We start from the raw sequence: 15,808 nt of genomic DNA on the forward strand, positions 1-15,808 counted from the left end.
CTTTGCGCTGTGGCAAAACATACTGGATTTATACTCCATCAAAATTAGACGCAAAACAATGAAGGTAAAATTACCCGCTTTAATAGCCTCCATTTTATTCATTTGGAATCTACAAAACACATACGCTCAATCTTATTACCAACCTTACTCTTATCATTTCTATCAAAAAATGAATAAGGTGCTGTATAGTAAAGATACGCGATTACATACCAGTATCAAACCTTTTATCATTGACTCTGTTCTCCAACCAACCTACGATTCTTTAATGAATGTAGGCGTGAGCGAAAAGAATACCTGGTTAGGAAGAAAGTTATTTAATGAACATTTAATTGATATAAAGAAAGAAGATTATACTTTTTATGCCGATTTCATACCTGATTTTCAAATAGGCCGTTCTTTTAATGAAGGAAGAAACCCTTGGACGAATACGCGGGGATTTCAGGCGGGCGTTACAATTGGCAAAAATTTCTCCTTTTATACGAGTGCCTATGAAAACCAAGCGCTTTTTCCTGATTACGTGACCTCTTATATTGAGAAAAACAAAGTGATACCCGGGCAATTTGGTAAATTATACGATCAACGTACCGGAAGGAATCAAGACTGGGCCTATGTAACGGCAAATGTTTCTTATACACCGATTAAGTATCTTAATGTGACCTTAGGATATGATAAAAACTTTATTGGAGATGGCTACCGCTCGATGCTCTTATCGGACGTATCTTCTCCTTATACGTTTCTTAAGTTAACAGGTACTTTAGGAAATGTGCGGTACATGAGTATGTGGGCATATATGTTAGACCCTTTTGCCTCGAGAGACAGCAGTACGGTTATTGATGTCAATAATAGGCAGAATATGGGTGACCTAGGAAAATGGGGCGCTTTTCAGTATCTAAGCTGGAATGTAAATAACCGCCTTTCAATAGGTCTTTTTCAATCGATACTATGGGCTCCAAAAAATGCAGCGGGTAATCGAGGTTTTGATGTAAATTACCTGAACCCGATTATTTTTATGCGCCCTATGGAAACGGCTAATAGTAACTCGCCCGACAAAGTGCATATTGGTGCTACTGCTAAGTATAAGGTGCTGGATAATGTATCTGTGTACGGACAACTGCTACTGGGAGAGCTTTATACCAAAGAGCTTTTTAGCGGCAATGGCTACATGAATAATAAAAATGCGGTTCAATTAGGTTTTAGAGGTTTCGATGCGTTTAGAATAAAGAATTTGAACTTCTTGGCCGAATACAATTCTGCACGGCCCTACACCTATCAACACTTTACGCCGATTACTGCTTATACGAATTATAACCAACCACTCGCACATATATTGGGCGCGAACTTTAGAGAATACCTAGGAATTATGAACTATTCTTACGGGCGATTTGATTTTTCTTTGCAAGCCAATTATGCACGGTACGGGCTTGACCCCACCGATAGTTTAAATTATGGTGGAAATATTTTTAAATCATATGAAAACTATATTAATGAATATGGCAATTTTATTGGACAAGGGATTGCTACAAATTTAACATACCTGGATGCTAAAGTTGCTTATTTAATTAACCCGAAATATAATTTACGCTTGGAGCTTGGGGGAGCCTTTCGGCAAGAGAAAAATGATTTATGGACAAATAGAACCACTATCTTGAATATCGGGCTTAGGGCATCGTTTAGAAACTGGTATCAGGACTTTTAAAAAAAACAATCTGGTTTTTTCTAAATTATTTATGGTGCTAGTTTCTTATTATTTTTTTCGATTTAAGAAAATTAATTTTAGCAAAATAGAAAGCGTAATGAAAGAATAGCTACTTTTGTGTGGAGTTTGGCCGAATTGTTGTAGCGAATCTTGAGTTTATGCGTTATACATGGAAAATCCCCTTAAAAGGAATTGAGCGTAAATAAACACATATAATTATACCGCTTATTATAAGCTTGCAATATTGCATTATTTAAATTAGATGAAATGTTAACAACTTTACTACCCTTTTCTTTAGCCCTTGTTGCCTCCTTAATTGTGGTCCCTGCTATTATTAAGGTAGCCTATCATAAACGATTGGTAGACGACCCGAGGTTGGAAGACAGAAAAATACATCGATACAGCGTGCCTAATCTTGGTGGGGTAGCTGTTTTTAGTATCTTCGCTTTGGTAAGCTGCTTGTTTACTTCTTCAAACTCTCTTCAACAAGGAAATTTTATTTTTGCAGCAGGTATTATCATTTTTTCAATAGGTCTAAAAGATGATCTAGTTTCTTTAGATCCATATAAGAAGTTTTTGGCACAATTTATTACGGCCTTTATTACGGTCTATCTTGCGGATATTAGGTTTACGAGTTTTTACGGTGTGCTGGGTATGGAAGAGATTACACCAATCTTGAGTTATCTCTTCACAAGCGTTGCCATGGTATTCATTATAAATGCTTTCAATCTTATTGATGGAATTAATGGTTTACTGGGAGGCATCACACTTCTTATATCATTGACTTACGGCACTTTGTTTTATTTTATGAATGAACAAGGCCTTTCTGTATTATCATTCAGCTTGGCCGGAGCAGTATTAGGTTTCCTAAAATATAATGTAGGAAGAGCGCGGATCTTCATGGGGGATGCTGGAGCCTACTCCATTGGTTTTGTGATTGCTTTACTGTCTATAAAATTTATTGAATTAAACAAAGATGCAGCATTGGGAGGAGACAGTTTTCATTTCATTAAATCGGCTCCTGCGATTGCATTGGCTATACTCATTATCCCTACCTATGACACCTTACGTGTTTTCACCAAAAGAATAATAGATGGCAAATCTCCCTTCTTTGCCGATAGAAACCATATACACCACCGCTTGCTGAATGTAGGTTTTACGCATTCACAGGCTAGCGCAATCTTGGTTGCAACAAATCTCGTATTCATAGCATTAGCGTTAGGATTAGATCAGATAGGTACTACTCAACTGATGTTGGTAGTAATTCTTACTGCACAATTTATAAGTGCTATGTTTTGGCTATATGATGCTAAGCGGAACTTAATAGCGACCAATAAAGCAAAAGATGCTTTGCTACCAGCTGAAGAACCAAGTGATATCTCACTGAATACCGCTGCAATACCAATCAAAAAAGTTGTATCTAAAGAAATTAAAGAAGAATTATTGGAACGCCTAGAAGATCAGAAGAGTTAGTTTATATCTTGTTAGACAATAGATTACTGCTACTATTTACGCAGTTTCTTTTAAAGATAAAGATGCCCAAAAGGATTTCTTCCCCTTGGGCATTTCTCCTTTGGATCATCATATTTGATGGCACCTGTCGGTACGTAATCCATCCGTGTGTTTAAAAAATCATAGATTAATAAAAACCAAAGGAGGACTAGTATACACCGTCCAACAAATTATATACAAACATATTGTCTTTCTACAAAGATGGAAGCTTAGCAACTTAATAAGTTTATTTGCTAGTTTGCACGAATTCACTGCCTTCACTGAGCATCATACTCTCTTCGTTTTCTTCTGTAATATCGATTGCTTGATTCATTTCACTGAAAATCCAAACCCAAGCAACAAAAAATAAAATGGAAATAACTGCAATGAACAAATACATAATATTGTTTTTTAAATGGTTAGCTGAAACATAATTAATTAGCATTTAATTATATGCCTATTTTACACGTAAAAACCTACCCATTGAAGAATACGCTAAGTCTTTTTACTTGCCGAATAACTGTTCTTCACAAACCAAACTCACTATTAAGTTAAGTGGTTAATTATTACGATTATATAGGATATAATGTAATAACAAACATATGTGCTTGACACCAACAATCCAAATTTTTTAACATTATTTTTATTTTTTCTTCATATTAGCTATCACAAAAAGCGCTCTTTTACGACTCAATTTCTTGTGCCAAATTACACAATATGCTTACCGGTGCTAGAAATAACGAAAATTTATGGGAGCTTTGAAGGTAATATATAGCTTAAAAAAATAAGCACAAATTCATTATTTGTTTTATTTTCAAATATTGATGACTTCTTCATGTCACTAAAAAACAAAGCATTTAAGGGTTTTGCCTGGAACTCATTGGAGAGTCTCGTGGTAAAGGGCGTAAGTTTTATAATCAGTATCCTCGTAGCACGCCTAGTAAGCCCGGAAGCTTATGGATTGATAGGCATGCTGACCGTTTTTTTATCGGTCTCTACGTTGTTTATAGAAGGTGGTTTTAGCAAGGCGCTGGTACAACGTAAAGATTGTACGCAAACGGATTTTAGTACCGTTTTTTATTTTAACTTCTTGGTAAGTATTCTCATCTATATTGTATTATTCTTCTCTGCTCCTTTTATTGCCGCTTTCTATAATACTCCTGACCTCATATTGCTTACGCGGGTAATGGGCCTTCAGTTTATTATAGCAGCACTTATAGTGGTACAAAAGGCGAAATTACTGATTGATATAGATTTTAAAACGCAAGCCAGGATTAATATACTAGCGGTATTAATAAGTGGAGCAGTAGGGCTATACATGGCTTATAGCAATTATGGCGTTTGGGCTTTGGTTGGTCAAAATCTTTCGCTGGCACTGGCTACTACATTATTAATGTGGGTAAATGGCAAATGGAGGCCTAGCTGGGACTTTTCTACGCAGGCTTTTCGCGAAATGTTTGGTTTTGGCTCTAAGATTTTAGCAGCAGGCCTATATTCTACTATTTTAACTAATATTTATACTATTGTGATAGGTAAATGGTACCAATCGAAAGCGTTGGGCTATTATACACGTGCCAATACATTGGCAGAAATGTCATCCGGAACACTCAATATTATCATTACCAATGTTACCTTTCCACTATTGACGTCCATACAGCACGACCGTGATAAACTGCTCTCTGTATATAGTAGAATGTTATCAATGACTGCTTTTATCATTTTTCCTTGTATGACGCTTTTTGCAATTATTGCAGAACCTTTTATTCGCTTGTTTTTAACAGATAAGTGGCTTCCGGCAACTGCTCTTCTGCAGTGGCTCTGTTTAGCAAAAATGTTTATGCCGATCAGCTCGTTAAACCTAAATTTATTAAATGCTGTTGGACGATCGGATCTATTCCTTAAAACAGATCTTTCAAAATTGCCCGTTATTGTAATTGGCATGATCATTACTTTACCAATGGGTACGCAGGCCGTGGTGATAGGAAGCTTTGTGATAACGGTTATCAGCTATTTTATCAATGCCTTTCCTTCTGGTTTATTATTTGGATATGGCCCAATTAAACAGTTAAAAGATTGTTATAAAATTCTACTTTCTACCCTCATTATGGCAGGATGTACGTACGCGTCGATGCGATTTTTCGATGCGCCACTATTGCAATTGATAACAGCGATGATAGTGGCTTTAATTTCATATTTAGGTGCTGCAATTACGCTACGGGTAAAGGAGATGAATGAATTAAAATATGCAGCGAATAAAATAATGACTAAAAAAAAGCGGCTGTAATTATCTTACAACCACTTTTTTTAGTCATTCTATCTAATTATTGCAAATTAGGATTTTGCTGTACCTCCTCCAATGGAATGGCAAACAGGTAGTATTTGCTGTTCGCGACAAAGGGGCTGCCATCTGGTAGGTTGACAATACGATGCCCCTGGCCATTCACCACTTTACTTGCACCGCTTGGTGTTATCACCGTTACTTTGATAGGGTTTTTATTTGCATCTACATAAGCTTTACGAACTACTGTACCTTGGGTGCGTAGAATGTCTGACAAGGAAAAACCTTCTCCCCACAACTCCTTACGTCGTTCTACCAATATGGCCTGAACAAGTTCTTCTTGTGAACCTCCGCTGAACAGAACAGCCTTACGTGCATTTCTGAGGGCATTCAATGCTTCAATAGCCTGCTGTGTTTGCCCACTACGGGCATATCCTTCTGCTTCGATTAAATACATTTCTGCCGAACGCATGTAGACGATGTCACCGATGAGGTTAGATTTAAACTTAAACTTTTTATAACGTAGAAATCCTTCACGCCCCTCCTGCCCGTCCCACTCAAATAATTGACTTCGGATATCTTGCGCATCGAACAGTTCTTTAAAATAAGGATCGGCCATGAAACTATAATAGTACGATCCAGAAGATGATACATCCAAAAAGTGGAACGTATAGCTTGCAGTATTCTGTTCGGTTGTTTGGCCATGTCCCCATATCCATTCACTATTCTGTAGATCGTTAAAGCCATCGCTATAATTGACTGCTGCCATTAGTTCATAACCTTGCCTTGCTGCTTGCGCTGATTGGGCGGCCAGGGCCCACTCACCCATGTTTAGATAGGTACGCGCCAACAAACCATTTACTATCGACTGATCAATTTTGTATTTCTCGGCTGACGGACGGCTATAACCTTCAAGATTCACTAAGGCATCTTTTAGATCTGCTGTAATAAGGGCATAAACTTCCTCTAAACTTGCTTTTGGCTTCCCTTCTGTTTCTACTGTTGTTGGCTCCGTGTATATCGGAACAGCTAAGGCTTGTGGATCTTTTTGATAACTAAATTGATAATAGGTAGCTAAATTTAGATAGCAAAACGCACGAAGTGCCTCCGCTTGCCCCTTAAGCTGCGCCTTTTTACGCGCATCGCCCTCCGCTGCATCTACCTTTGCTATGACATTATTGCAATTATCGATTACTTTATAAAGTAGCGTCCAAAAAGACTTTACGCGATTAGTACTACGATCGAATAACTCGGTAAATGCATAGGCATCGCGGTACCCGTATTTGGTGGTGAGGGCTACATCACTTCCCATAGCGTCTCCGGTTCGCATAATTGCGCTATACCCTGGGTTGGCAAAGGTAAAATAGGTGTCATTAAAATAAGCCCAAGTGCCGTTGATAACGGTTTCTATATTATCTGCCGTTTTATATATTTCTGAATCTGCCACCGCATCTGTGGGCGACGTGTTAAGGTCTTTTTTACAGCTAACTAATAGTGCTATAAATAGACTTGTGATATATATGATATTTTTGTTCATTTTAATAATTCGTTATTAGTTATTTGTTATTAGTTGCTAGTCAATTCACTATATTAATTGCGGAAAGGCGATTTCAATTTCAACCGCGTATGAATTAAGCTACTATATATTTAACACTAACACTTTGCTTCTATAACGTTAATTGCAAACCCGCTGTTATTGATCTCATTGCCGGATACCGGAAATAGGTTGCGCCGTTAACCGTTTGCTCCGGATCCATTCCTTTATGTTTATAAAAGGTAAGTAGGTTCTCTCCCTGTAAAAATACGCGTAGATTTCCGATGCCTATCCGCTCTATTAAATGCTTAGAGAAATTATAACCCAAACTCACATTCTTCAAGCGGGCGTAGGTTGCCGAATAAAGGAAACGGGTGGAAGCGGATGTCCAGGTTAAATTATCAGTAGTTAGGCGTGGAACATCTGTATTTGGCTGTTCAGGAGTCCAACGATTAAGTATTTCAGTACTCCATGATCTACCAGGGTTGTTTCCGTTATGCATCAATTGTGTATAGTCATTGTCTAAAATTTTGCCCCCTAGGCTAAAGGTCAATAATGCTGAAAGATCAAAATTCTTATAGGTAAAGGTATTACTCAAACCGCCCACGAGATCTGGCAGTGAGCTCTCTTGAATAAATCGCCCAGCCTCTCCATATACAGAAGTGGTTTCATTGGTTTGGTTACCTGCATCATCGGCCAGATACCATTGTGGTGATCCTGTAGCTGGGTCTACACCGGCCCATGTTGGCAAATAAAAATCGTAAATGGAACCACCTACTGCTAATCGTTTATTGCCATTGTCTATAGGCTTATTGTTGTTAGGAAGCTCGGTAATTTTATTTGTATAGTGATTGAGGTTTAAATCTAAGTTCCAACGGAAGTGCTCGTTACGAATGGGCACCGTTTGCAAATTGACATCTATGCCCTTATTAGTGACAGCACCAATATTGGCATCATATCCTGAAAAGCCGGTGGAAGGTGCCATGGGGATTGTATATAAGAGATCTTTACTTTTACGGTTGAAGTATTCCACTGTAGCTGCGATACGCTGGTCGAGGATCGCGATATCTAAACCAACATTAAAGTTAAGGTTGGTTTCCCATTGCAAATCGGGCGTTGGTAAGCGACGCGTAACGGTACCTCCTTGTCCAAGGTTGTTCGATATAGCATACAAACCTTGATAGGCATAATAAATAGAGGCGCCATCTTGATCTTGTAACTTGTCATTTCCCTGCCCTCCATAACTTGCCCGTAAGGTTAATTGATCAATCAGGCTGTTATCTTTCAGGAAATCTTCCTGTGAAATTTTCCAGGAACCACCTACCGACCAAAAGGTACCCCACCTGGTTTCTGGTGCAAAACGGGAAGAACCATCGGTCCGCAAGGAACCGGATAAGAAATAACGACCCTTGTAATCATATTCTGCACGCCCCAAAAAACTTAGCAGGCTATAATCGACTGAAAAACCGTTAAATGAATTCAGCTGTGAGGCTGCATCTGGCTCGTAAAAACCGGGCAGTACAAAACGTTCGCGACTGCCATCGATGTCGGTATTCTGATATTTATAAAATTCCTGGCCCGCCAATAGGTTCAAATGGTGATCATTGAAAGTTTTGTCGTACGTAATAATGTTATTCCAAGTGTAAGATACTCTCCTGCGATTGGATTTGCTTACAGAACCTTGGTATTCAGCTCCGTCACCCAATACAGGATTTACATAGTCATGTGTGTTCCTATTCAGGTAATCGATACTATAGGTAGTACGAAACTTTAGTTCGGGGGTAATAATCGCTTCTAAAAAGGCTCTACCCGAAAGATTTTCGCTTTGCCGATCATTCTTATCAAGCGGAAGGGAGGCTGCCATGTTGCTGCGCGGAATAGCAGCGCTTGGCCGGTATTCTCCAAAGTCATAGATTTTATTGCCGTTTTCATCGTAACGATAGGATCCATCGTTGTTCCGCTCATAATATGGATAGAAGGAGGCGACTAAGCGCGGAAAATTCACGATATTGGCGGTGTTGCTATCTTCGGACTGCGGGAACTTCTGTTGGGAACTGCTCACCGCGACATTCAAGCCCGCGTTTAACCATTTTTTTGCCTGTGTAGTCACATTGATACGCGCGTTATAGCGTTTAAAACCGGATTCGATGGCTATACCTTGATCGTTTAAATAACCACCTGAAAAATAATAACTGCTTTTTTCATTGCCGCCGCTGAAGCTAAGATCTGCTTGTGTACGTTGCCCCGTGCGCTGTAATACATCGGCCCAGTTGTCATTCCAAAGCGGTGCCGCGCCGGCTACGATGCGCCCGTCTAAACCTACCGGATTGGGGTAGTTGGAGCCATATGGATTAATATTAAGATCAGTTAATACCTGACTGCTTGCATTCTGTGCTGCTTGATCGCTGGTTAAACCGCTGGAAAGATTTTTATTACGTAAAGCTTCCCAGTATAACTCAAAATACTGATTGGTACTTACCTGTTCATAATCTTTTACGGCTCTATCAGATATGCCCTGTGTGAAATTGAAATTGATAGTAGTTTTACCGTCTTTCTGCCCTTCTTTGGTTGTGATAATGATAACGCCATTGGCGCCCCTAGATCCATATAAGGCGCTCGCTGCTGCATCTTTTAATACACTAATGGATTTGATATCATTGGGGTTAATTGCATTAATATCTCCTTCATAAGGGTTTCCATCGAGCACATATAAAGGAGAGCTGGAAGCATTAATGGAACCGATTCCGCGAATACGGATCTCCGCATCAGTACCTGGTTGCCCGGATGAAGAGACAGATTGTAACCCGGGTACCAAGCCTTGCAATGCTTTACTGACATTGCCTACCGGCCTGTTTGTTATCTTATCTTGCGGTATGGATGCTACAGACCCCGTAAAATTTGCTCTATTGGCGGTACCATAAGCTACTACGACTACTTCATTCAAGTCGTTGCTGGCTGGTTTAAGGGCTACTGTAAGATTGGCAACGCTTACATCTACTTCTTGTGGTTCATAACCTATGTAACTGAACCGTAATTTGATTTGCCCTGCTGGAACGGAAATGGAAAATTGTCCGTCTTGATTGGTATGGGCCGATTGGGTACCCCCCACTAAAACGATATTAACACCGGGTAGGGGTTCTTGATTAAATGCATCTGTTACGGTACCTTGTACCGCCGTTTCTTGTGCATAGCTATTACTCAGATTGACAAGTAATATCAATAACAATAGAAATGAGCATGCGTTAAATTTGTTTAGTAACGTTTTTCTGTTCATATGAAAAATTTTAAATGAACGCAGCAATGCCATACAATGCTTGTGGCAAGATGTTGGTTGGATGCGAAGGGAACCGTATCTAATCCGGAATTGGATAGGAACCTGTTCGACTTATCGGCTCTGCATTTTGCAGAAAGGAATTAGCACCTTGCGCATGGGCTACGGGTTGCTAAGATTTCATAGGGCCTTTCCCTCCATCTTTCTTGATAAGTATGTTTTGTTAGCGTTTTGATGACGCAAATATATACATATTATTTAAAGTATATCGAACTAGTAGACATTAGTTACAAAAAGAAGACATTAATAGTTGCGAGTTGCCGGTTGCGAGTTGCCAGTTATGAGTTGCCAGTTATGAGTTGTGAGTTTGGTATTGAAAACTCAACTATTGAACAACTCAACCATTTAACAATTCAACTACTTAACAATTTAACATTAGCAATCCAATTAATAAACATGTATGGCATGCGTATTTATATCACCATTTTTTAACAATACGGATAAATAACTATTGTTGGCAGTCTTTATGTTGTATTGGAGTGCTTCTTTCTCTGGACAAATTCTTTTTATACGAACATAATCGCCATCTAACACGCGAATGGTAGTGGTTTCTTGTTTCTTTGTTAAGGTGTCTATTTTATTAGGCATATAATGAATCTCCAAAATGCCGCTTTTACTTGTGATCGTAATTTCTACGGGAACCAGGGGTGACTCTTCCTTGGTGCAACCATAAACAAAGACCATACATAATAATGGTAAAAAAAATTTCATATGCAATAAGATTTAGCTTGTTGAACAGGTATACTAGACAAGGGTTAAAAAAACCTTGTCTAGTATACTACAAACATAAATCTTAACGAAGTAATTTGTGTTTACATCTACAGCACAAAATCTGTATACTTTATCGCTAAATATCTCATTTAGCCATTCTTTTGGACTGAAAACACCTTATAGCGCATTTTCTAATTTGTAAACCCACGCATAATTGGATGGTGTAGTTGCAGGACTAAGCGCTGTTGGTATGATCTGTAGCTGACTGCCTTTATATTGGGTTTTAATTGTTCCTGTATATCCTAACAAGCTTATACTGCTTGGTTTTTTAATATTTTTTACCCTAATCGGCATATCCGTCCATTTGGTACAGAGCACGTACAGATCCTTGCCCTTACGTGTATAGTAAACACTATTTGCTTTCATATCCGCAGGCCTACTATCCCAAGCTTGCGTATCATAGATGGCCTCCCCATTGAGCGCTAACCAGTTGCCCATATCTAACAACCGCTCTTGCATAATGACCGGTATCATGCCATCGGCGGTTGGGCCTACATTCAACAATAGATTTCCACCATTACTGACCTTATCAATCAAGAGATCGATTAATTGCTTCGAGCTAAAATAGTGGTCGGTCGTTTCAAAACGATTATAACCATAGGATGTACCAATACCTCTACTTTCTTCCCAAGGGTGAGCGGCTTGATCGCCGATGCCTTTTTGATCATGTACTAAATCATACTCAGTGGTATAGTATCCGCCATGTTTGCTGCGCGTTTCTTTACCCCAACGATCGTTTACTACTACGGTCTCTTTTACGGGCGATTCATTGTATAACCAGGCAAGGAATTCGGCACTTTTCAATGTGTCGCTAGCATAATCCCATTCGCCATCTGAAAAAATCACTTCTGGTTGATAGGCGTTTACCAGCTCCTTCATCTGAGGGATCATATGCTGATCGACCCATTGATTGATAGTTTCCTTTTTATATAGGGGGTGACTCCATTCAAGTAGGGAATAATAAAATCCCATATGTAGGCCCGACTTTTTTACCGCATCACTTAACTCACCGGCAAGATCTCGATGGGCACCGATTGCTACACTGTTCCACTTCGGACTGTACTGACTAGGCCATAAGCAGAAACCGTCATGATGCTTGGAGGTCAGTACCACATATTTTGCACCGGCTTTCTTAAATAGTGTTGCCCACTTATTTGGATTGAAATGCTCGGCCTTGAACATGGGAGCAAAATCCTGATAAGTGAAATTTTCTCCGTATGTTCTACGATGGTAATCCATAAACAATTTGTTTTTACTGATTAACCGATTTTCATAGTGTTCTGCATATTTTTCATATACGCCTTCTACTTCATCAACAGGTGCATAAGCAGGTACAGAATAGGGCCCCCAATGTATAAATATACCGAACTTAGCATTGCTCCACCACGCGGGTGTTTCACGTGTATCAACGGAAGGCCAGTTGGGCTGATAGGTTTGGCCATTTAATTCGCGTACGGCTAACAAGCTTAAAAACAGGAAACAACAGTATCTGATCATAATTTATTGGCTATATATTGGTTAAAATTAATTCTCCTTACTCTTTGGATTTCGGAGAGTGCTTTGTATAGGTTTGCTGCCGGTTATAATACCGTTTACAATAAAAAAATAATGTTAAAAACAACAGCGTACTCAGTACCCCAATAAGGCCGCCTAATGTAACGCCATTCTTAATTAAAAACACTACATCTATCGCCAATAAGAGCAATGCTAATACGAGCATAAGATTAATTAACTCTTTCCTTTTCAACTTAATTGAAACCTATATTTTCACCCGTTCAAGGTACATATTTTCACGCTTTTATACAAATGAGTTGTTGATCTTTAAAATTTTCATTTTTATTAGCTAGATGGTATATAGTGAGGCTTCTTAATATGTATCGGAAACTAAAATCTTCTGACAAAGCCGCTGCCTCTACTTAGATAGTGCTACCAGAATATTTGAGGCCAATTTTAGGCTAACAAACAGTTATCCCTTCGACCATATACATAGCTTGATGCGCTTCTGTAAATAATTCATGTAATAGATATGGGCATTTTTATTCTTTCTCTTTACGAATATTGTGAAAATATGAAATATTAGTAGCTTTGAAATTATACAGAAACCAATTAACGATTTGAAACCTAAAACGCATTACGTAAAAATAATATAGCGGTTCGCTAATTTTAACAACAAAGCAATAACTTGCTCTTTCAGATACTAATTCGTCATGGATGATAGAAGAAATTTTATAAAAAAAGCACTGCTTCTGGCAGGAACAACTGGATTGGTCAATACGATTCCTCCCGCCATCCAAAGGGCTTTAGCGATTGAACCGATTGCCGGTAGCACCTTTATGGATGCTGAACACATTGTGATTTTAATGCAAGAGAACAGATCGTTCGACCATGCTTTCGGAACATTAAAAGGTGTGAGGGGCTTTAACGATCCCCGTTTTATCCGCTTACCGAACGGCAACCCGGTATGGTTTCAGCCAGACACGCACGGAAGTGCTTATGCTCCTTTCCGCTTGGATCTCAAGAACTCGAAAGCTACCTGGATGGGCGCCGTCCCGCATTCCCGGCAGAGCCAGGTGGATGCTTTTAATGATGGCAAACATGATAACTGGATAGAAGCCAAAAGAAAAAGCAAACCTTATGCTGATATACCTTTAACAATGGGTTATCATAATAGACAGGATATTCCTTTTAATTATGCTTTAGCAGATGCTTTTACTATTTGTGATCAAAACTTCTGCTCGGGTATGACAAGTACTTGGCCTAACAGGTTCTTTTTCTGGACAGGCACCGTTCGGGAGGCTCCTAACGCTGAAAGCAAGGCCTGGATGCGAAATGACTTACCGCTTGGACAAGGGAAATGGAAAACTTTCCCTGAACGACTGGAGGAGGCAGGGGTTCCTTGGAAGGTTTATCAAAACGACATCACCTGTGGTGGTGGTTTTGTTGGAGAGGAAAGGTCATGGCTTGCCAACTTCGGTTGTAACCCCCTGGAACTTTTTGAACGGTATCATGTTAAATTTTCTTCGAGATACGTAAAAACATTAAAAAAGCAAACGGAGACCCTTCCTACGGAAATTGCTGATCTTGAAAATACGTTAAAAGGTTTGAAATTGCAGGATGCTGCCTATGCTAAAACACAAAAGGCTATTCAGAAAAAACGGGAAGTGCTACAACATGCTTATAAAGAGGTTGAACAATGGGCCGACAAATATTTCAACAACTTAAGTAATACGGAGAAAAATTTATTTAATAAAGCTTTCTCTACCAATGCGGAGGATCCGGATTACCACCATCTGGATATATTAAAGTATACGGACGACCAAGGTAAACAGCAAGAGCTAAATGTACCAAAGGGCGATATTTTGCATCAGTTTAGAGCGGATGTGGAAAATGGCACTTTACCGACCGTTTCCTGGATGGTACCCGCTGAAAAATATTCGGACCACCCCACGGCTCCCTGGTATGGCTCTTGGTATGTATCAGAAATAATGGATATTCTTACCAAAAACCCGGAAGTATGGCAGAAAACTATTTTTATTATGACGTATGATGAAAATGATGGTTACTTTGATCATGTCCCCCCTTTTGTCCCTCCTAACCCTTATAGGGCAAATAGCGGAAAATGTTCGGACGGTATCGACACAAAAGTAGAATATACTGTACTGGCGCAAGAGCTTGCCGAAGGAAAGTCGGAAGAGGAAGCAAGGGGGGCGGCAATAGGATTAGGATTTAGGGTCCCTATGATTGTAGCCTCACCTTGGACGAGAGGTGGAAAGGTCTGCTCACAAGTGTTCGATCATACTTCCACCTTACAGTTCTTGGAAAAATTCCTAAATAGCAAGTTTAATCATACTATTGAAGAAAAAAACATAAGTAAGTGGCGACGGACCATATGCGGCGATCTCACGACGGTCTTTCAACCGGCGGATGAGCAGAAAGACAAAGAAAACCTACCTTTTATTCAGCGCAACACCTATTTGGAAGACATACATCAGGCGAAGTTCAAAAACTCTCCCAGTGATTTTAGAAAGTTATCACAACAGGATATCAACCCCGCAAAGGTTAGGCCTTGGTTGTTGACTGATATGCCAAAGCAGGAAGAGGGTATAAAAGCATCTTGCCCCCTCCCTTACGAATTATATGCAGATATTGAACCAATGGAAGAGGGCATCTCCCTCAGATTGGCTGCAGGTAATAACATCTTCAAGGATAAAAGTGTGGGCGCTCCTTTCACCGTTTATACATCAGCGGGAATCCGATCTTATGCAGTTGCTCCTGGCGATCATTTGCAGGATAATTTTGAGGTAAAAAATCAGCAATATAATCTAGAGATACATGGACCCAATGGATTTTATCGTGCCGTGAAAGGAAAATCTTCGAAACGAATGCTTACTTTGGATGCTTCTTATGAACTAAAGGAAGGGCAGGCAACAGGAAATTTAGTTATTACGGCAAACAGCCGCATGACAGACGCCTGCACCTTACAAATACTTGATAATGCTTATGCCCAACCATCTATCGAGAAGCATTTACTGCCTCAGGAAAAACTGCGCTTTATCATTCCCTTACAACATAATCATGGCTGGTACGACTTTACAATAATGGTGAAAGAGAATCCAACGGTTCAATGGCTTTATGCGGGCAGAGTAGAAACTGGGAAATTTACGTATACTGATCCACAGATGGGGAAATTAACGACATAAGCAACAT

At 39.4% G+C, this 15,808-nt stretch carries 9 protein-coding genes and 1 riboswitch; of the genes, 4 read left to right on the forward strand and 5 right to left on the reverse strand.

All coding sequences use genetic code 11. The features are described 5' to 3' along the window. The first annotated feature begins 58 nt into the window (after positions 1–58). Together BMY50_RS19840 and BMY50_RS19845 are read left to right on the forward strand one after the other, a co-directional pair. Positions 59–1,696 (forward strand): gliding motility protein RemB, encoded by a 1,638-nt coding sequence (locus BMY50_RS19840; protein ID WP_093328014.1) that lies wholly within the window; start codon positions 59–61, stop codon positions 1,694–1,696. A 267-nt stretch (positions 1,697–1,963) separates the two neighbouring features. Further along, complete coding sequence (locus BMY50_RS19845) at positions 1,964–3,169, forward strand: glycosyltransferase family 4 protein (protein ID WP_093328017.1); 1,206 nt, start codon at positions 1,964–1,966, stop codon at positions 3,167–3,169. A 265-nt stretch (positions 3,170–3,434) separates the two neighbouring features. On the opposite strand, the gene BMY50_RS28190 is transcribed toward BMY50_RS19845, so the two are convergent. Continuing rightward, positions 3,435–3,587 carry a hypothetical protein gene (locus BMY50_RS28190; RefSeq protein WP_162276642.1) on the reverse strand — a complete coding sequence of 51 codons (153 nt, stop codon included), beginning with the start codon at positions 3,585–3,587 and terminating at the stop codon, positions 3,435–3,437. Positions 3,588–4,022: 435 nt separating this feature from the next. Between BMY50_RS28190 and BMY50_RS19855 the strand changes: the two genes are divergently transcribed. Continuing rightward, positions 4,023–5,471 carry a lipopolysaccharide biosynthesis protein gene (locus BMY50_RS19855; protein ID WP_093328022.1) on the forward strand — a complete coding sequence of 483 codons (1,449 nt, stop codon included), beginning with the start codon at positions 4,023–4,025 and terminating at the stop codon, positions 5,469–5,471. A 37-nt stretch (positions 5,472–5,508) separates the two neighbouring features. On the opposite strand, the gene BMY50_RS19860 is transcribed toward BMY50_RS19855, so the two are convergent. The 4 genes from BMY50_RS19860 to BMY50_RS19875 form a co-directional block, all read right to left on the reverse strand. Next, a complete protein-coding gene (locus BMY50_RS19860) occupies positions 5,509–7,002 on the reverse strand; it encodes a RagB/SusD family nutrient uptake outer membrane protein (RefSeq protein ID WP_093328024.1) in 1,494 nt (497 codons plus the stop codon). 130 nt (positions 7,003–7,132) lie between these two features. Beyond that, a complete protein-coding gene (locus BMY50_RS19865) occupies positions 7,133–10,273 on the reverse strand; it encodes a SusC/RagA family TonB-linked outer membrane protein (protein WP_093328215.1) in 3,141 nt (1,046 codons plus the stop codon). Positions 10,274–10,381: 108 nt separating this feature from the next. Then, a riboswitch (SAM riboswitch) is annotated at positions 10,382–10,486 on the reverse strand. 231 nt (positions 10,487–10,717) lie between these two features. Beyond that, positions 10,718–11,041, reverse strand: a complete 324-nt coding sequence (locus BMY50_RS19870; protein WP_093328026.1) for a hypothetical protein — start codon at positions 11,039–11,041, stop codon at positions 10,718–10,720. A 177-nt stretch (positions 11,042–11,218) separates the two neighbouring features. Next, the gene (locus BMY50_RS19875) at positions 11,219–12,598 is read right to left on the reverse strand and encodes an alpha-L-fucosidase (RefSeq protein ID WP_093328028.1); all 1,380 of its coding nucleotides are present in this window, start codon (positions 12,596–12,598) and stop codon (positions 11,219–11,221) included. Positions 12,599–13,308: 710 nt separating this feature from the next. Between BMY50_RS19875 and BMY50_RS19885 the strand changes: the two genes are divergently transcribed. After that, the gene (locus BMY50_RS19885) at positions 13,309–15,801 is read left to right on the forward strand and encodes a phosphocholine-specific phospholipase C (RefSeq protein WP_093328032.1); all 2,493 of its coding nucleotides are present in this window, start codon (positions 13,309–13,311) and stop codon (positions 15,799–15,801) included. The last annotated feature ends 7 nt before the right edge of the window (positions 15,802–15,808 follow it).

Origin of the sequence: Olivibacter domesticus, from assembly GCF_900109575.1 — a bacterium.
GTDB classification, from domain to species: Bacteria; Bacteroidota; Bacteroidia; order Sphingobacteriales; family Sphingobacteriaceae; genus Olivibacter; species Olivibacter domesticus.

Bases quoted from the DNA above. Each gene is read 5' to 3' on its own strand.
- BMY50_RS19840 (WP_093328014.1), top strand. From the start codon at position 59: ATGAAGGTAAAATTACCCGCTTTAATAGCCTCCATTTTATTCATTTGG.
- BMY50_RS19870 (WP_093328026.1), bottom strand. From the start codon at position 11,041: ATGAAATTTTTTTTACCATTATTATGTATGGTCTTTGTTTATGGTTGC.
- BMY50_RS28190 (WP_162276642.1), bottom strand. From the start codon at position 3,587: ATGTATTTGTTCATTGCAGTTATTTCCATTTTATTTTTTGTTGCTTGG.
- BMY50_RS19860 (WP_093328024.1), bottom strand. From the start codon at position 7,002: ATGAACAAAAATATCATATATATCACAAGTCTATTTATAGCACTATTA.
- BMY50_RS19845 (WP_093328017.1), top strand. From the start codon at position 1,964: ATGTTAACAACTTTACTACCCTTTTCTTTAGCCCTTGTTGCCTCCTTA.
- BMY50_RS19855 (WP_093328022.1), top strand. From the start codon at position 4,023: ATGTCACTAAAAAACAAAGCATTTAAGGGTTTTGCCTGGAACTCATTG.
- BMY50_RS19865 (WP_093328215.1), bottom strand. From the start codon at position 10,273: ATGAACAGAAAAACGTTACTAAACAAATTTAACGCATGCTCATTTCTA.
- BMY50_RS19875 (WP_093328028.1), bottom strand. From the start codon at position 12,598: ATGATCAGATACTGTTGTTTCCTGTTTTTAAGCTTGTTAGCCGTACGC.
- BMY50_RS19885 (WP_093328032.1), top strand. From the start codon at position 13,309: ATGGATGATAGAAGAAATTTTATAAAAAAAGCACTGCTTCTGGCAGGA.